At 25.6% G+C, this 19,682-nt stretch carries 15 protein-coding genes; 2 read left to right on the forward strand and 13 right to left on the reverse strand.

Features of this window, described 5'->3' with window-relative positions; genetic code table 4:
- Positions 1-2: 2 nt before the first annotated feature.
- The 10 genes from ACLFP3_RS00595 to ftsY all read right to left on the reverse strand — a co-directional run bounded on the left by ACLFP3_RS00595 (position 3) and on the right by ftsY (position 12,176).
- The gene (locus tag ACLFP3_RS00595; RefSeq protein WP_412031662.1) at positions 3-1,631 is read right to left on the reverse strand and encodes a DAK2 domain-containing protein; all 1,629 of its coding nucleotides are present in this window, start codon (positions 1,629-1,631) and stop codon (positions 3-5) included.
- Between the two features lies 1 nt (position 1,632).
- A complete protein-coding gene (locus tag ACLFP3_RS00600) occupies positions 1,633-1,926 on the reverse strand; it encodes a hypothetical protein (RefSeq protein ID WP_412031663.1) in 294 nt (97 codons plus the stop codon).
- 15 nt (positions 1,927-1,941) lie between these two features.
- Complete coding sequence (gene glyA / locus ACLFP3_RS00605; RefSeq protein WP_412031664.1) at positions 1,942-3,198, reverse strand: serine hydroxymethyltransferase; 1,257 nt, start codon at positions 3,196-3,198, stop codon at positions 1,942-1,944.
- A gap of 43 nt (positions 3,199-3,241) precedes the next feature.
- Positions 3,242-3,760, reverse strand: a complete 519-nt coding sequence (locus ACLFP3_RS00610; protein WP_412031665.1) for a hypothetical protein — start codon at positions 3,758-3,760, stop codon at positions 3,242-3,244.
- Positions 3,761-4,187: 427 nt separating this feature from the next.
- A complete protein-coding gene (locus tag ACLFP3_RS00615; protein WP_412031666.1) occupies positions 4,188-8,501 on the reverse strand; it encodes a PolC-type DNA polymerase III in 4,314 nt (1,437 codons plus the stop codon).
- A gap of 18 nt (positions 8,502-8,519) precedes the next feature.
- On the reverse strand, positions 8,520-9,473 hold the full coding sequence (locus tag ACLFP3_RS00620; RefSeq protein ID WP_412031667.1) for a phosphatidate cytidylyltransferase: 954 nt from the start codon (positions 9,471-9,473) through the stop codon (positions 8,520-8,522).
- A 66-nt stretch (positions 9,474-9,539) separates the two neighbouring features.
- Positions 9,540-10,091, reverse strand: a complete 552-nt coding sequence (locus ACLFP3_RS00625) for a ribosome-recycling factor (protein WP_412031668.1) — start codon at positions 10,089-10,091, stop codon at positions 9,540-9,542.
- Between the two features lie 7 nt (positions 10,092-10,098).
- A complete protein-coding gene (pyrH, locus tag ACLFP3_RS00630; RefSeq protein WP_412031669.1) occupies positions 10,099-10,824 on the reverse strand; it encodes a UMP kinase in 726 nt (241 codons plus the stop codon).
- Between the two features lie 72 nt (positions 10,825-10,896).
- Positions 10,897-11,121, reverse strand: coding sequence for a sigma factor-like helix-turn-helix DNA-binding protein (locus tag ACLFP3_RS00635; RefSeq protein WP_412031670.1), 225 nt, complete (start codon positions 11,119-11,121; stop codon positions 10,897-10,899).
- A complete protein-coding gene (gene ftsY / locus ACLFP3_RS00640) occupies positions 11,121-12,176 on the reverse strand; it encodes a signal recognition particle-docking protein FtsY (RefSeq protein ID WP_412031671.1) in 1,056 nt (351 codons plus the stop codon). Before ftsY ends, ACLFP3_RS00635 begins: the two co-directional genes overlap by 1 nt.
- A gap of 71 nt (positions 12,177-12,247) precedes the next feature.
- Here ftsY and ACLFP3_RS00645 point away from each other — a divergent pair, with 71 nt between their 5' ends.
- A complete protein-coding gene (locus ACLFP3_RS00645) occupies positions 12,248-13,846 on the forward strand; it encodes an MATE family efflux transporter (protein WP_412031672.1) in 1,599 nt (532 codons plus the stop codon).
- 116 nt (positions 13,847-13,962) lie between these two features.
- Here the strand turns inward: ACLFP3_RS00645 and ACLFP3_RS00650 are convergent, their stop codons facing one another.
- Genes ACLFP3_RS00650 through mnmE form a run of 3 tightly spaced genes read right to left on the reverse strand, consistent with a single transcriptional unit; the run spans position 13,963 to position 17,092 of the window.
- Positions 13,963-14,391: a hypothetical protein gene (locus tag ACLFP3_RS00650; protein ID WP_412031673.1), complete on the reverse strand. Its 429-nt coding sequence runs from the start codon at positions 14,389-14,391 to the stop codon at positions 13,963-13,965.
- Between the two features lie 9 nt (positions 14,392-14,400).
- Complete coding sequence (rlmD, locus tag ACLFP3_RS00655) at positions 14,401-15,747, reverse strand: 23S rRNA (uracil(1939)-C(5))-methyltransferase RlmD (protein ID WP_412031674.1); 1,347 nt, start codon at positions 15,745-15,747, stop codon at positions 14,401-14,403.
- A 10-nt stretch (positions 15,748-15,757) separates the two neighbouring features.
- Positions 15,758-17,092 (reverse strand): tRNA uridine-5-carboxymethylaminomethyl(34) synthesis GTPase MnmE, encoded by a 1,335-nt coding sequence (gene mnmE, locus ACLFP3_RS00660; RefSeq protein ID WP_412031675.1) that lies wholly within the window; start codon positions 17,090-17,092, stop codon positions 15,758-15,760.
- Positions 17,093-17,413: 321 nt separating this feature from the next.
- On the opposite strand from mnmE, the gene ACLFP3_RS00665 reads away from it, so the two are divergent.
- On the forward strand, positions 17,414-19,681 hold the full coding sequence (locus ACLFP3_RS00665) for a hypothetical protein (RefSeq protein WP_412031676.1): 2,268 nt from the start codon (positions 17,414-17,416) through the stop codon (positions 19,679-19,681).
- The last annotated feature ends 1 nt before the right edge of the window (position 19,682 follow it).

Genomic DNA, 19,682 nt, shown 5'->3' on the forward strand with positions numbered 1-19,682 from the left:
TATTATTCAGCAGAAATAAAATATGGATAAATATTTTGACCACCAGAATAAATTTCAACTTCTACATCAAAATTTGTTTCTACATAATCTTGTAAATCTTTGGCATCTGCTTCAGAAGCATCTTGTCCATAAATGATAGTAACTGCTTGTGTATCTTCATCTATAATTTTTTGAAGCAAAATAATAGCAGCTTCATTATAAGTTTTTGCGGATGCTTGTAATTTATTTCCAACGATTACCATGAAATCGCCATTTTTAATTTTTATACCATTTAATTTTGTATCTTTAATTGAGGGTGCTATTTCACCATACTTAATGTTTTTAATTGCCTCACTCATTAATTCTTGGTTATCTTCTGTAGAATTGTCTTCAGAAAAGTTCATGGCTACGCCAAGACATTGTGCTTGACTTTTTGTTGGTAAAATTATAACTTTTTTATTTGTAACAATTGTAGCAGCCTGCTGTGCAGATAAAATAATATTGGAATTGTTTGGCAAGATAAAAACTGTTTTAGAATCAACTGAATTTATTGCCTGAACAATATCTTGTGTTGAAGGATTATTTGTTTGGCCTCCTTCTATTACATAATTAGCACCATGTTCTCTAATTAATTCGCTTATTCCTTGTCCAGAGTTGCAAGAAATAAGTGCACATTCTTTGCTTGGTTTTTTGCTTTCGTCATTATTGGTTAATTTTGAGGCATTTTCTTTACTATTATTTGCTTGAATAGTCATATTATCAATTTTAATTTTAATGAACTGACCTAAGCTATTAACAGCATTTAAAATATTTCCTGGTCTTTGAGCATGAATGTGAACTTTTAAAATAGATTCATCATGAACAATTACCATAGATGTTCCTAATTTTTCAAGTTTTTTTACTAGACTATCTTTATCGAATTTTCTAGGTTTTAAAAGTTCTAGAATAAATTCTGTACAATAACCGAATTCACCTTCAAAAACTTCAGTATCAGAAATAAAATTATTGATTAAATCTTCTGTACGATTAGATTCAACTGGCTTTCCTTCAAAATATAATTTCATTCCTTCTAAAATAGCAAATAAACCTTCACCACCAGAATCAGTAACGCCAACTTCTTTTAAAATTTTTAATAAGTTAGGTGTATTATCACAACTTTTTCTTGCTATTTTTATTACTTCTTTAAATAAATCTAGAAATGAGTTGTCGGGAGCAAAAACCTCTTTTAATCCTTCGCTAATTTCCCTAATAACTGTTAAAATAGTCCCCTCAATTGGTTTTAAAACAGCGTTATAAGCAGATTTTGAAGATTCTTCAAAAGCGTTAACCATATCAAAAGTTGTAATTTCAGTTTTACCTTTAAAGCCATTTGCAAAACCTTTAAATATTTGACTTAAAATAACGCCAGAGTTTCCCCTAGCACCTAATAACATATTTTGTGAAACTAATTTTGCTACTTCTTCAATATTTGAATTATCAATGTTGTTAAGGGCGTCTTGTGCCATTCTAATAGTTGAACACATATTAGAACCCGTATCTCCATCAGGAACGGGAAAAACATTTAAAGCATTAATAGCATTTTTCTTTGACTCAATATTATTGGCAGCAGAAATAATAGCTTTTTTTCATTCTATTCCTGTTATTGTTTTCATTCTAATTTGTTCCCTTAATGTATATAAATAATTCACCTAACTTCAAGTTATTTTTACTTAATAAATATGTTAAATTTTGATATATTGCTTCTACTATGCTTTTTGCACTTACTTTTGATAAAATAACTAAACCCATAGTTATATTAATAGTTTGGTCGTCATTTTTTGATTTTTCAATTAAAATATTTGACTCATCTAGCTTATCGTTTGAATTGTCCAAAGATTTAAATCCAATTATACCTGCTATTGTTAAAATGGCCGAGTTAATAATTTGCTTAATATCAGATAAATTCATAATCAAAATTATAATTTATTTAACTAAATAATTTCTTTTAATTGGAAATGAACTAGTTAATTTAGAAACTTCTTTTTTAATAAGTTCATGTAATTTTATATCTTTGGGGTTGCTTAATGCTTTATCAATTAAATCTGCCAAAATAATAAATTCAGTTTCGCTGAAACCTCTTGAAGTCATAGCAGGAGTTCCAAGTCTTATTCCACTTGATATTAATGGACTTTCTGTATCAAATGGTATTGTATTTTTATTAACTGTAATATTTAAAGAAGCTAAGATATCATTTGCTTCTTTTCCGGTTAAAGAGTAACTTGTTTTAACATCAATTATAAATAAATGATTTTTGGTTAATCCCGATATTACTTTTACTCCTTTTTCAATAAAACGATTGCAAAAAGCATTTGCATTATTAACTATTTGTTTTTGATACTCAACAAATTCTGGTTGTAATGCTTCATAAAAAGAAACCGCTTTAGCTGCTATTTGGTGAAATAGAGGGCCTCCTTGATATCCAGGAAAAACACATTTATCAATTTTTTTAGCAATATCTTCATTATTTGTCATAATTATAGCCCCACGTGTGCCTCTTAAGGTTTTGTGAGTTGTAGTCATAACTACATCGGCATATTTTGATGGTGAAGGGTGAATGCCAGCTATAATTAAACCTGATATATGTGAAATATCAGCAAATAAATATGCTCCAACTTTGTCAGCAATGTTTTTGAATTTATCAAACTCAACAATTTGAGAATAGGCTGAATAACCACAAATAATCATTTTTGGTTTTACTTCCATTGCTATTTTTAAAATTTGATCATAGTCTAATATACCATTTTCATTAACTGAATATGAGTAAGAATTGTAAAATTTACCACTAAATGATATTTTATAACCATGTGACAAGTGACCTCCTGAATCTAAAGCCAATCCCAAAACTTTATCACCTGGATTAAGTAAAGACATAAATATTGCTGCATTTGCAACCGATCCTGAATAAGGTTGAACGTTAGCATATTTCATTTTAAATAATTGACAAGCCCTTTCTTGAGCAATTATTTCAATTTTATCTACATTTTCACATCCGCCATAATATCTTTTATTTGGATATCCTTCTCCATATTTGTTAGTTAAGCAAGAACCTGCAGCTTTTAGTACATCCTCTGAAACATAATTTTCTGAAGCAATTAATTCAATATTATTTTCTTGCCTAATGTTTTCTAAATTTATTAATTCTTCAATATCTTTATCAACTAGTGAAATTTTTTTATACATTTTTCCTCCTTGAATTATAAAAAAATAAACCTTATTAGGTTAGTTAGTCTAATAATGATTTTATTTTTTTAAGTTCTTCTTTTTTTGCTTGTTCTTGTTTAGCTAATTTTCTTTTAGCTATATTTTTATTAATAACTATTACGATGATTGCAGTAAATGCTAGAGCAATGGCAGGTAAAACTCTTACGTATCATTGTGTAACTCCGCTTGTTACCATAAATGAATTCATAGCTAAAGTGATAGGTATTAAAAAATTTAAACTTTCTGGACCATATATTTTAAATTTTCAGATTAACAAGCAAACAACTAATATTTGAATAATTGAAATTGATAAGGCAATTGGTAGTTCCATTGCTCATCTATCAAAATTTTTAGAAGCTTGAATTACTCAACCATCTCTACCGATTAATAAAAATAAAATAAAAGATGGAATAACAATTAAAAATAATCCTGTTAAAGCAATTTTTCAAGAATTTGAGAGTTGTCTTTTTTGTTTCTTAACTATTGGGTTATAGTTTTCTAAATTTAATTTTCTCTTTTTTCATTTTTTATTATTAGACATTATTGATTCTCCTAAACACATAAAGTTATACTTAATTTTATCAAAAAATAAGTCAAATCAATATTTCTAATTATTAGAGTAAATAATATAATTATTTTATTTGCTTAATTTAGTAGACAAGGAATATAATTAAAATGTACAATAACTTAGGAACATTTAATTTATATAAAAGCTTTATATATCTATCTCCTCCTTTCCTTGTTTGTAAAGTTTAAAAATGTTCTCCCATATCTAAACTCCTTTTTGTTTAATGGATTTTTATTTTTTGTCCTTTCTGTATGCGTTTTTTTGCTTTAAAAGTTATTGTACAAATATAGTTTATATAAACATAAAATTTTTCTAATAATAGCCCTTACAATTGGGCTATTTTAATTTTAAAAAAACTCTTTATAATAGAATAAAATTAAAAAAGCCACATTATGTGACTTTAAAATAAACTTGTTTGATTAGTCTCATCCAATCCATCTAAAATATTCAAAGATTTTAATTCAGATAATATTTTCGAATTAATTTTAGTTCTTTCGCTCATGTCTTCAATTGAAAGAAATTCATGTTCTTCTCTAGCTTTTACAATTGAATCTGCTACAGTTTCTCCCAATCCCTCAACAACTACAAATGGAGGAATAAGTGCTTTGTTTTTATCATCTATAATTCAGTTTTTTGCTAATGATTTTTCTAAACTAACATTTTTTATACTATAACCTCTTGCATAAAGTTCTTGGGTGATTTCTAAAATAGGAATTAAATCATTTTCTTTAGTTGAAAGAGGATTTGTTTTACTATCTACTCTTCTTTTTAAATCATTAAGTGTTGAGAGAACAACTTGCTTTCCGCTGCTCATTATTTTTATGTTAATTGAATCAGGACGATTAGAATAAAAAGACGCATAAAAAGGAAGCGGGTGATATAGCTTATATCAAGCGATTCTTCAAGCCATAATTACATATGCTGTAGCATGTGCTTTAGGAAACATATATTTAATCTTTTTAAGTGAATCAATATACCAAATTGGTACTTTATTATTTATTAATAAATCTTCTTGTTCAATAGTTAAACCTTTGCCCTTACGAACTCTTTCCATAATTTCAAAAGCACTCAAAGGTTCTATTTTTCATTCGATTAATTCTCTCATTATGTCATCACGACAGCAAACACAATCTTTTAATTTTTTGCCTTGTTTAATTAATTCTTCGGCGTTGCCACTTCATACATCTGTTCCATGACTTAAACCTGACATTAATATTAAATCATTAAAAGATTGAGGATTTGCTGTTTTTAACATCCTTCTAACAAATTGAGTTCCAAATTCAGGAAGCCCATATGCACCTGTAGTTTCACCGGAAATATCTTCAGGTTTTATTTTTAAAGAAGCGGTCGAAGAAAATAATTTTAAGACCTCTGGGTCCATTTTAGGAATTTTTTTAGCATCTGTATTGGTTAAATCTTCTAACATTTTAATAACTGTGGGATCATCATGACCTAGTAAATCCAATTTTAAAACATTGTCATGAATTGTAGTAAAGTCAAAATGTGTTGTCTTTCAAGTGCTACTATTGTCATTTGCTGGGTAATTAATAGGAGTAAAGTCTTCAACATCAAATTCCTTAGGAATTATGATAATTCCTCCCGGGTGTTGCCCTGTAGTTCTTTTTACACCCTCAGTTTTTGACGCCAAAAAATCAAAATAAAGTTTGGATCATACTTCCTCATTTTTAAATATCTCTTCAGCATATTTTTTGCAAAATCCATAAGCGGTTTTAGAGGCAATAGTTGATATGGTTCCAGCTCTAAAGGTGTGATTTTCTCCAAAAAGTTCTTTTACATAATTATGAATAATAGGTTGATATTCTCCACTAAAATTTAAATCAATATCTGGTACTTTGTTGGCTTCAAAACCTAAAAAGGTTTCAAAAGGAATGTTATGACCATCACGCATCATTAATTCTGAACATTTAGGGCAATTTTTATTAGGTAAATCTCATCCAGAAAAAATATTTGGATCTAAATTTCATTCAAAGTACTTACAATTATTACATAAATAATGAGGTTCCAATGGATTAACTTCAGTAATGTTTGCTAAATTAGCAACAATTGAGCTCCCAACACTTCCTCTACTTCCAACTAAATATCCATCTTCATTACTTTTTTTAACCAATTTATGACTAATTCAATAAATTACGGAATAACCATATTTAATAATGGGTTTTAATTCGCGATCAATTCTATCCAAAATTTTTTTATCAATATTTTCGCCATATCTTAATTTTGCATTTTGGTAAACTACTTCTTTTAGTTTTTTCGCAGAATCATCAAACGTAGGGACATAAAGCTTATTTTTAATAACTTCAATATTATCACTAATCATGTTGGCTATTTTATTTGTGTTTTCTACTACTATTTCATTAACTAAATTACCATCATTTAAAAAAATAAATTCTTTTTTCATATCAGTAGTATTTAAAAATTTAAAGTTAGGACTAGCAATTTTGCGGTATCTTTTTAATCAATGTTGACCACCCCCCAAGCTTGGGGCATTAACATAAATATCATGAATTAATTTTTGATAATCATAAACATATCTTGCATCTGATACAGCAACACATATTTTTCCTAATGATTTGGCTTTAGAAATTAAGTCTTTATAGGCAAATTCAATTTGTTCTCTTGTAATTCAGTCATCATTATATAAATAATTAAAAGTGCTAATAGGAGGCAATTCAATATAATCAAAAGGAGCCATAGCTCTTAAAATGTTTTCGTTAGTCCCATATAAAACTTTATCTCAAAGTCATGATGAATTAGCACCACTACCCAATAATAAATCAGGGTCTTTTTCTCATTTATCTATTAGAAATTTTGGTCCATTTGAATAATTTGAAGTTAAAGATTTTGTTATTAGTTTAAATAATTTTTTTAATCCAATTTGATTTTTAGCTAACAGTCTAACCTCATATTCAAATTTCCTATCCAACATATATTTAGGATTTTGTTTTGCTAGACCAGATGAAGTTAAAATGTTATATTCACGTTTTAACTTTTCAATCATATTTACTCATACCATTGCTAAAACTTCAGCATCATAATCTCCACGGTGTGCAACTTCACTATCATAGTAAATATTAAATCTTTTAGCAACATGACCTAATTTAAATCTTTTTTCATAAGGAAATAAAAAGTATGAAATAGCTAATGAATCTATTCCATAGATATGAGAAGTATCCAATCCATATTTAACGAAATTTTCTTTACATACATTAATATCAAATCTAGCATTGTGAGCTACAGAAATATTGTTATTTAAAATTTCATAAATTTTTTTAATCCCCTCTTCCTGTGAATAACCATCAGCTAATAAATCATCAGTAATTTTTGTTAATTTAGTAATTGAAGCAGGTATTGGACGAGAAGGTTTTAAAAAGAATTGGATTCTTTTAACAATATTGCCATTTTCAACTATTGCAGCACCAAATTCAATAATTTCATTAAACCTTGCACTAAGACCTGTCGTTTCAATATCAAAAACCACATACTTTTGATTAGCAAACGCAAAATCTTTGAAATTAAAGAAAAAGTCATTATGAGTTGTAATGGAACTTAATGTTGCTCCATAAATTGGTTTTATATCTTTATTTTTCTTTGTATCATTATAAAAATCTGGGAAATTTTGCACATCATCTAAATCTGTAATTGCAATTGCAGTATGTCCATATTTTCTAGCAGCTTTTAAATATTCTTTTGGTGTGCTTATTCCATCTTGTGTAGACATATTTGTTCTTAACGCTAATTCAACTCTTTTTTTGTCTTCTGAATCTTTAGATAGAACTTGAATATCTTCAGTAATAATTATTTCATTTGGATTATTTCCAAAAATCATTTTACTACCACTATATTTATCATTAGTTAACTTTCCAGATACAATTATGGTTTGCCCTTTTTCTAACTTAGGAATTTTGGTTTCATCATCAATAAAATATTTAACACTAATTGCTTCATCATAATCAGAAATATCAATAGTAAAAATTGTTTTTCCACCTTTAATTTTTTTTGAATCAATTGCAAATATTTCTCCCTTAGTAGTAACAAATTCTTCAAATGAATTAAGGGCGTTTTTAATAGACATTTCAATTTTTTTATGTTCTTTTCTTTTATAGCCAAAACTTGTTTTTTCTATACTATCTACTTCATTGCTTTGTTTTTTTAAAGAATCAAAATTTTCAGTGATTTTTTTTATTTTTTCTGAACGTTTTTCTTTTGGCTTATCTTCGATTAATTCTAATTTAATTTCATAAAATCCAAATCCTATTAATTCTAAAGCCTTCTTTATTTCACTAGTATGATTTTGAAAATCTTTAAGTGTTGTTCTATTATTAAGCGTAAGAATGAATTCTTTTTCAGTTAAATTAATATTATCTGGGTTTAAAAATGCTCTTAGTAAATATAATTTTGGGAATTTAGTTTCTAAAATATATTTTAAATAATCAATTAAAGTTAGTTTATTTCTTAAAATATTTCGAATAGTAATTTCTATTGAACAATTAGCAAATTTATTGTTTATTGCTTGTTTGAATTTTTTTAAAGTTTCAATGTTTATGTGTGTATCTAATGTTATTTCAAAAATAAAACTTTTTTTATCCTTGTCTAAATAAACCTTGTCTAAGGTTGTACCTAAAAATTCATCATTAGGATTAAATTTTATTTCCTTACACAATTTTAAAAAACTTTGATCATAAGAATCTTTCATGTTATACTCCCTTAAATTTTAAACAATAAATAAAATAGCTGATGCACTAATGGCTACTAAAGATATTGAGTCAAATCTATCCATAAGCCCACCATGGCCTGGTATTAAATTAGAAAAATCTTTTATATGCATTAATCTTTTAATAAATGAAAAAAGTAAATCCCCAATAATTGAAACGGCAGGAAGGAATAATAAACCTACGATTAATTGTTTATAATTACTAAAATATATAAAAGTTACATTATTAGTAATTTTCCCTAAATACATTGCAATAAAGACAAAAAGCATTCCAAATATATAAGAAATGATTGCGCCTTCTCAAGTTTTTTTAGGACTAATATGAGGTGCAAATTTTCTTTTTATAAGTTTCATTCCAAAAAGCATTCCACCAAAATAACCCATTGTATCTACCACTATAGGAATCAATGCTATAACAAAAAGATAATATAAGTTTGACATATTGTAAACAAATAAAATTTTGCTAAAAACAGGCATATAGATAGCAACAAAAATAGTTATAAAATAATATTTAAAAAAATCATACTTATTTTTAAACTTGGGCGAATTAATGGCCATAATAATTGTAATTAAAGGTATATTTATAAAAATTCCAATGTGATTAAAAATATTAAATTTTAGCGAATAATTAAAAACATAATTTTTTAAAATTTCTGTTGTTGAATTAATATCTAACCCGGTTTTATTTATTACATTTTTATCAGAAAATAAATACCAAAATTCAAAGGGAAATATTCAACTTAATATTACTAAAATACTTATTATATAGTTTCAAATGAAGTTTATTTTATTGTGTTGAATTATTTCATAAGTTGCATAAATAGAAAAAATAATATAAAAAATGACACCAATAATTTTTCCTTGTATTTTTCCAAAATAAGTTATAAAAAAAATAGGAAGAATAAGAATAAATAAAATAATTGCAGACTTTGCTCTTTTTAGTGTGTTTTTCATATTTGTATTTAAATTATAACTAAATAATGATTAAGACCAAATTATTATTGATAATAAAATAATGACCTAAATGGTCATTAAATCTTTTTCTTTCTCATTTGATAATTCTTGAATTTTTGCTATCGCTTTATCTATTTCTTTTTGAATAATATCTAAGTAATGTTTTTGAATATCATCAGAAAGTTCGCTATCATTTTTTATTTTTTTATTAATATCTTGACGAGCTTGTCTAATACCAACTCTTGCTTGTTCATTAATAATGTTAAGTTGTTTTACCATTTCGACACGTTTTTCTGTAGTCATTTGTGGATATGTTAATCTCAGTTGGTGTCCTTCATTAACTACAGTTACATTTAATTTATAATCCATAATTGCTTTTTCAATTGTTTTAATTACACCAATGTCATAAGGTTTAACTAATAATTGCAATGGACTAGCAATGCTAATAGCTGCAATTTCATCCAAACTAATCATAGAATCATAATAATTAATTTTAATTTTATTTACTAAAGCGGGGTTAGCTCTTCCAACAACAACCTTAGTAATTTGGGTTTCATAGTTAATAATTGTTTTTTTAATAAGATCTTGTAATTCTGATAAATATAAATCTAATTCCATAATGTTCTTACCCCCTATTTTTAGTAATTATTGTATTTGATATTTTATTTTGTATTGCTTTTATCAATGCATTTTTTTCGTTTATATCAAATATTATAATATCAATGTTATTTTCTTTAGCCATAGAAGCAGCAGTTTGATCTAATACTTTTAAATTTTTTGCTAATAATTCATCGTAAGTTATTGTATCAAATTTTTTAGCATTACTATTATATTTGGGATCTGAGTCATATACACCATCAACATTATTTTTTCCCATTAAAATAGCATCTGCAGATATTTCACTAGCAAATAATGTTGCGGCTGTATCGGTGGTAAAAAATGGTCTTCCGGTTCCTCCGGCAAAAATAACAACTTCGCCGTTATTTAAATATTTTTTTGCTTTTTCATTAATATAAACTTCACAAACTTTTGGGTCCATTGTTAAACTAGAAAGTACCCGACAACTTAAATTATTATTTTCAAAACCAGATTGTAATGCAAGCGCATTCATTGTTGTTGCAAGCATTCCAATATAGTCCGCTCTTACTCTTTGTATTCCATTTTTTTCAGCACTAGTTCCTCTTCAGAAATTACCACCACCTACAACAATTGCTACTTGTATACCTTTGTTTGTAATTTCTTTAAGTTGTTCTGCAAATTTTTTAACCAATTCATTATCAATTGCTAAACTTTTTTCTTTGTTTGCGAGACCCTCACCAGATAATTTAATCAAAACTCTTTTATAATTCATATGACTTCCTTTTGTTAATAGCTACTCAAATATACTTTTAATTTAAATAATATAAAATTTTGGTATTTTTAATTATGAAATATTAATTTTTTTATCAATTGAAAGTAATTTTGCCTTTCCTTTCTTAATAGCATCATATACGCCACTTCTAGTCATAGCTAATTCTATAGCAATTTCTGACAAGGATAAATCTTCAAAAAAGTAAAGATATAAAGCTTGTTTTTGAGATTGTGCTAATAAATCTTTATATTTTTCGTAAAGTTCAGCATATTTATTTCTTGATTGTAAATCATCCATTAATCAACCAATCCCTTCATTAATCCATAAATATATGAATCTAAATCGAATTCTGCTAAATCATCAACTTTTTCTCCAAGCCCTATATATTTAACGCTCAACCCTATTTCATCTTTAATTGTAAGCACGATACCACCTTTTGAAGTACCATCCATTTTTGTTAAAATTATTCCAGTTAATGGTGTTGCTTCTTTAAAAATTTTTGCTTGCAATACACCATTTTGTCCCGTTGTTGCATCTAATACTAATAAACTTTCATGAGGTGCGTTTTCAATTTTATTACCTAATACTTTGTTAATTTTTGCTAGTTCATTCATTAAATTAACTTTGTTTTGAAGTCTTCCTGCCGTGTCAATTATTAACACATCAAATTTTTCATTTTGTGCTTTTTCTATTGCTTTATAAACAACCGCCGCAGGATCTACTTCATTTTGGGCAGGTTTTACAATACTTGCGCCAACTTTTTGAGATCAAAAATCTAGTTGCTCAACTGCGGCTGCTCTAAATGTATCTGCAGCTGCAATTAAAACTTTATTACCATCATCAATTAATTTTTTAGCAATTTTAGAAATTGATGTTGTTTTGCCACCACCATTTACTCCAACAACTAAAATAACATTTAACCTACCTTTTTTAACATTTAAACTAGTATCAATAATTGAATTAGAAGTATAAATTGTGAATAATTTATCAGCTATGATTTCTCCTATTAATTTTGGATCTTGAATATTTTCAATCTTCACTTCTTTTTTACACTCATTTATTATAATATTGACCAATTTAATTGATATATCAGCCATGATAAGTATTTCTTCTAAATCTTCAAAAAATTCTTCATCTATCTTATTATGCTTATTTTGTAATTCTTTTATATTTTCCGTAAATGAATTGTTAGATTTAGAAAGGCCCGCGATATAGTTGTCTAATTTATTATTTTTTTCAAGTTCTTTTGCTAATTTTTTTTGCTCTTTGGCCTCTATCTTTGCTTGTTTTTTTGCAAGCCTTTCTTCTCTTGTACCAAATAGCTTATCTTTCAAATTTGACCAAAATCCCATAGAAGTCTCCTTTAACAGTATAATTATATATTAATTAAAATGTTTAAACCCATGTAAAATTAAAGGTTGCTATGAATAATTGAAAATGTAAATTAAAAAATAAATTACAAGTTTTTGAATTTAAATATATTTTTAAACTTTTTATGCCATTATTTATTCAAACATTTACATTAGCATTAGTTTTATTTATAGGATCATTAGCAACAACATTCTATAAAAGAGTTTACCATGTAGATGGTTCTTATAACGGTTATTATTTTTATGCGATTTCAAAGATCTTAACTGTTTACAAAATTACAACATTTGTTCCAATCATATATCAATTAGGAGTTATTGTTATTGCATCCAATTTATATGGGCAAGAAAAGCATCAAGAAATAAATAAATTAATTCATTCATCAATATACATATCATTATTATTAAACTTGTTTATTTATCTAATAATGGCAGTATTGGCACCCACCATTCTAGAAGCGGCAGGTTCTAAAAATAATGCTATTTATAGTTGAATAAGTAAAGATGGGTATGAAACATTTCAAAATAATTTAAAAATTGCAAAATTCAACTCTATTGACACAAAAGAAAACATAAACACAATAGTTAATGGTGGTGTAATAAATGGCACTCACTTTTCTTCTACATATCCATTAGTATTGGAAAAAAATGAATTGTTATTCACGGTAAATTTTTTAAGATTAACAATGCTAGATTTGTTTGCTTTTTCTATTGGACAAATTTTAATTGCTGCATTGCAAGCAATCAAAAAAAATAAATATTCAATGATTGCAGTTATAGCATCAATTCTTTCTAGAATAATTTGAACTTATTCAATTTTATTTATTCCAAAAAGCACCAATCTCATGTTATTGGTTAGTTTAGAAACATTAATCGGGGGATTAATTCAAACTATTGTTGCTTATATATTCGTATACAAATATTTATTTAATAAATTTAAAATTCACTTTAAAAATAGTTGAAATTCGAAATACATAAAAGAAATATTCAAAATTGGTCTTCCAATAGCAATTGAAAGTGGTATATGATATGTTTCGCAATATATGATTGCAAGAGCAATTCCTTTTTCGGGATTAAATGATCATTTTATTGGAATATATAGATCAATAAATAATCTATATGATATTTTTGCTTCATTTGCTTTAGCTTTAAGTTATATAACAAGTGCAATTGTAGCTCAAGAAATCGGTAAACACGATTATGAGAGGGCTTATAAAATGGGTAATGCTACAAAAAAATTAGCAATTTACGGACAACTAATTATGTCTTTAATTAGTATCATTCTAACATACCCATTACTTAAAATATTTGCGATTGATTCAAAATTAATTAACAAAATAGGTTATATATTGATGTTTTTAATGATGATAAAATCACTAGCAGATATAGGTAATTTAACAACCCTTAGGGCATTGTGGGGAGTAAATAATGTTTTAACTCCAATTTGAATTAGTTTATTGAGCATGATTGCTCTTCAATTATCAAGCACTTATTTAATTTCTATATTTTTATATAAAAATAATCAGAGATTAACTGCAGAATCATTTTTTATATTATTATATGCTTCAACAATATTAGATCAATTAGTTCGTTCAACATTATATGGTTTAAGATGGAAATCAAAAACCTGAATCAAATATGCTAAAGCATTATAGTTAAATCTATGGTTTATAAAAACAAAATTTGACAATCAAAAGTTCACAAGAGAAGCGCAAAAACTTAATTAGATTTGTAATGTAAACGTTCTTATTTAGATAAAAAAATTGAACTTTTAACCAAATTTTTTACCATAAAAGTTCAATTTATATTTTTCAATTGAAGATTGTAATTTCGTTAAATACTCATGTTCTTCTTCTAATTTAGCAAAGGATTCTTCAAAATTTCTATTGAAATTATTTTTTTCATATGCAAATTGAATTACCCCTTCATGACATCAATAATTTCTAATTTTTTTTATATCATAAAGTGTTTGTGAGTCTTTTTTATTAAATAATCCACTATGGATTAATTCATGAACAACAGATCCAATAGTCGATTTATTCATTATTAAATCCTCTAAAAATTCCTCAATGTCTTTTTTTGTATTTGAATTTAAAAGAGCATAAATTACCTTTAAATCCATTTCTATTATTTGACAATTAAAGACAACACCACCTAAATAATATTTATATAAATCTAATTTATTTTTTATAATGTTCATTTTGTTGATTTACTCTTCTTTCAATTCTAAAATTACGAGCGTTTCAATGTGATATGTGTGTGGAAACATATCAAACGGTTGAACCTCTTTAATCTCATAACCTTTATTTATTATTAGTTCCAAATCTCTAACTAAAGTTCTAGGATTGCAACTAATATAAGCGATTTTTTTGATTTTATTATGATGAAAAACATTAATGATATTTTTATTTAAACCTTCTCTTGGCGGATCAAATACAACAATATCAAATTTATCTTTATTAATAACATCTCTATCAAAAAATCTCGTGGCATCTTGATGAACAAATTCCACATTTGTAAGACCATTACTTCTTGAATTTAATTTCCCACATTCTATTGATTGTTTATTCACTTCCACACAAATTACTTTTCGTGCTTTATTAGTTAAAAACATACCAATAGTCCCAACACCAGAATAAGCATCAACTATATACTCACTTCCAGTTAAGTTTAAAGATTTTTGAAGATGATTATACATTTTATGCATTTGAAGTTCATTAACTTGATAGAAAGCACTTGGCAATACGGCAAATTTTAATTTATCTACTTTATAAGTAATCTTATTTTTATTAGCCAAAGTTACATATTTGCCAAATTTGTTTTTATCATCTTTATATGTTAGTTTAATAATACTTATTTTTGGATATTTCTTGACTAAACTATTTATAAATTTTTTGTCTATAGGTTGAGAATTTTTACATCCTAAAATAATTTGTAATTCATTTGTTTTTTTAGAAAACTTAATAGTTATGGTATTCAAAAGTGTTTTTTTAACTCATGAATTTTCATCAAATTTTTCATTAACTATTTTATTTATATAAACTAGTAAATCATTTATTTCTTTTGAAGCTAAATCATATGAATCTTGTTCTATTAAAGTATGACTATTTTTTTGATAAAAACCAAATTTTACACCCTTTTCATCACTTTCAACTTGTACTGTTAATTTATTACGATAATTAAAAATAGAGGGCGAAGGAATAATTTCTTTAACTTTGTCATATTTAAGTTGTCTGGAAAATAATGAATTAACTATTTTCTGCTTAAATTTTAATTGATTTTCATAACTCAATATTAAAAGTGGGGCAGAACCCGAATTTAATAATTTTGGATTATTTGTATCTATTCTATCAGGTGAAAATTTTATGAAATTTAAAACCCTAGCATAGGAATAGTTTTGTGTAACTTTGAAAAGTTTAATATCAGCAATCTCGTTTATTAGCATATTTTCAACAAAAATGGGATATTTGTTAGCATCTCTAATAACTCCATATCCTTCATAACTAAGCTCAATTGCAGTTTGATTTGCTAATATTTGACCTTCTTTATATTCCATAAATCCTTCTTTATTTTCCCAAACAAAATTTTGAGAATATATTATCTAATAATGCTTCATTGTCACTTTGTTTGTTTAAAATTTCTCGTAAATTTTCTCAAGATTTTGTTAAGTCAATTATAACAACCTCAGGACCAAAATTATTTTCTAAACCTTGTAGAGTTTCATTTAAATTAATTAAAGTCTTTTTTAATAATCCCAGTTGTCTACTGTTATATAAAATTTCATTATCATCTAAATCTATGTTTTTATATTTTTTAACCATTGCACCTTTAAGTTCAAAAAGATTTTTATTTTTTGTGGAGATACAAATTTTATTATCTGGATACTCATTAATCAAATCAATTTTATTTAAAACATCTAAATAAATTTTATCTTTTGATAATTCTTTGATGATTTTATCTTCTTTATTTTCTTTTTTATTGGGTTCATGCAAATGTATTATCATTTTTGCTTTTTTAATAGCATCTAAAGATTTTTGAATACCCAATGATTCGATTTTGTTTTTTGTATTTCTTATTCCTGCTGTATCAATTAATTTAAATAATAGACCATTAATTTCAAATTCACCTTCAACTATATCTCTTGTTGTTCCTGGAATATTTGTGACTATAGCTTTTTCTTTATTTAGTAATAAATTCAATAATGAAGATTTTCCTACATTCGGTTGACCAACAATAGCAACTTCAATACCTTTATATATATCAAGTGCATTATCGGATTTTTGAATAATTGTATTTATTTTTTTTATTAAATTTTTCACTAAAATTTTTAATTTTTTTGTGTCCATCTGTTCAATATCATAGTATTCAGAATAATCTATATTTATTTCTACAATTGAAATAATTTCTAATAATTCTGATTCAATCATTTCTATTAAGGGTTTAATATTATTATCGAATTGTGAAATAGCAATTTCGGCTTGTTTATTTGTTTTTGCGTGAATTAAATTATTTATTGCTTCAGCTTTTTCTAAAGTTATTTTTCCATTTAAAAAGGCTCTTCTTGTAAATTCACCTGGTAAGGCCAATCTAGCACCATTTGCAATTATTAAATTTAATATTTTATTTGTCACTATAATTCCGCCATGTGCATTAATTTCGATTGTATCTTCACCTGTGTAATTATCAGTTCCTAAAAATCAATTTATTAATACTTCATCTATTATTTTTTTGGTTGTATTATCTATTATTTTTCCATAAGTTATAGTTTTATTTTTTCCGATTTTACCTATGAATATTTTTTTTATTATTTCTAATGAATTTGTTCCGCTAATTCTAACAATTGATATTGCTTGATTTATATTACCCGAAGAGATAGCTACTATGGTGTCTTGAAAATTCATAATAAATAATTATAATATAAATTATATTATCGATAATTTGCAATTTTGTTTGTTTTAATTATTTTAATTAAATATAATAATAAGGCCATATATAAATGTTAATAACTCAAAAAACCTTTTTAATATAATTGTTTTTTATATTTTTTTATGTTTATTATTGTGTTGATATAAACAAAAAACCTGAAAACCATCAATTTTTATTTATTTTGAATTTGATTACTATTTTAGTGTGATTTTTGTTTTTATTCTTTATTATAGTGGTTTTTTAAAAATACAATAGTATAATATAATTATAAAATTTAATTAAAAGGAGCACTTGTTATGAATAATTCACAAACAAAAAACAATTTAAATATTGTGAATAGTGATAACAAAAATCAAAAAAAAGAAATTGTTATGTCTGCTTTTAGACGACGTACAGGTGATATTTTTAGAGCAATTTTAATTCCACTTTTTGCTTTATTAATTTTAACTATTATAAGAGGAGTTGCTAGATATTTTGAAACAAATAGTAATGTAGTAAAAGCTATTAATGTTCTTAATATTTTAATTGCTTTTATACCATTTTTGGTTGCAATATCTATAGCTACTACTTTTAGTAGTAATAGAACATTAGGAGCAATTGCAACTATTTTAGGACTCATAGTTTATTTATTTATACAAATAGCCTTTATAAGAAATGACGGAACAAAAATTTTAGCTTTTGGTTCTAATAAACTTTCTATTTCGACTTTGGTTTCGCCATTTACTAAAGTTTTAATTTCTAATTCAACTTATTATTTTATAATGCCAAATTTTGTTGTTGCTTTTATTATTGGATATGTTAATGCCTTAATAATAAGTGCATTAAACAAGAAAAACTCCAAATTACAAAAAATAGGTTTTATAGAAGTGGTTATATCTATACTATTAATATCTATTGTTTCAAGTGTTTTTAGTTTATTACATACTAGCCTTGTATTTTTTATTGTTAATTTATTAGAAAATAATAAAAACTCTTATTTAGGAATGACAAGAGCAAAAGTTAGTCATTTAATTGTGAGTTTTTTAATAACTGGTTTATCTCCTTTTGATATTTCTAATAGCTTAAAGGAAATTGTAGGTGTCAATGCAATTGCAAGACCAGCATTTAGTTTTATTCCTTTAATATGATCTGTTTTTATTTTACCAATGTTGGGTATTTCTTTTATTTCAAATGCAGAAAAGAAAAATTTAGTTTTATCTCTTTCGTTATTCTTGCCAGCGATTTTATCTTCTATTTTACTTGGTGAGTATTCAGTTTTATTAATCTCATTATTATTTATATCACCATTTTTGTTTGGATTAATTGCTGTCGTATTTACTTCTTTGACTTCTTGAATGTTAATTTTATTAGATAAGTTTAATGATTTTTTTGGTGACTCTATAATTAATTTTGTTCACTTTTGAACTAGGAATACTAATGCTTGAATTTTACTTTTAATATGTTTAGCAATTGCCATTTTATCTTTCTTATTAGCGTTTTTATATATAAGATTTACTAAAGTTTGTGTTTTAGGTAGAGGACACAATAATAAGAAGATGTTTAATGATGAATACATTGTAGAAAATGAATATGTCTTATTTACCAAAGTTAAAGATAATAAATTGGTATTCCAACAATCATCTGATAATTTATTATCAAATATGGGAATTATTAAAGCCGATGAAATTTCAATAATTGAAAAAAAGAACAAAAAGAAAAATGAAACAAAAGAAGTTACTATTGAAGAAATAGTTTTAAGTAACCCAAAACCTGTTTCAAAAAAACAATCTGAAACAACCATTACTGAAGATATAGCACGAAAAAAAATATATAAAATTGTAAGTCAAGATGAACTTATGCTAGGTGATAATGAATTTGATTTAGAGTTTGAAAAACAAAAAATAACTAATTTCACAAATACTGATTTTGATTTGCCAGGTGATGATAAAGATTTAACAATGGACTTGACACCTACTAAAATAGAGGAAAAAAAGCCAATAATTGATTATGAAAAAACGACAGAAATTTCTCCAAAAGTAATTAATGAATTAAATATGTCAGAAGGCGCGATTTTATCTTCTAAACCTATAAATAATGAATCCCCTACTATTCACCAACCAAAATCTCAACCTCAACTAACAGGTTTCGCAAAAAATATAAAATCCTTTATGATATTATGTCCTCTAAAGGGAGTTGTTAAAGGTGTAACAAACAATTCTATTGATATTTTATCAACTAGTGGAAAATTTATTATGCCAAATGATGCAATTGTTGAGTATATAACAGAAGATAAAAATATTTTTCTTTTAAATATTTATGGAACTAGAGTACAAGTGAATTTAAATGCAAACTTTAGTAAAGATCATAAACAACGTTTACACAATAAGATTTATGTTGCAATTGGAAAACAATTATATAAAGGTGATTTTTTCTTAGAAGGTAATAAAAAATTCTATAGTGAAATAGGTGAAGAAATGATTATTAATATTAAAATATTGCCTGGTAATTATAAAGTAATACCTATTCATTATGAACCAAACCAAATTATTGATAAATGAGATGGTTTATTTGAAATTAATAAATAAA

Origin of the sequence: Metamycoplasma buccale (assembly GCF_046774455.1) — a bacterium.
Lineage (GTDB): Bacteria > Bacillota_I > Bacilli_A > Mycoplasmatales > Metamycoplasmataceae > Metamycoplasma > Metamycoplasma buccale.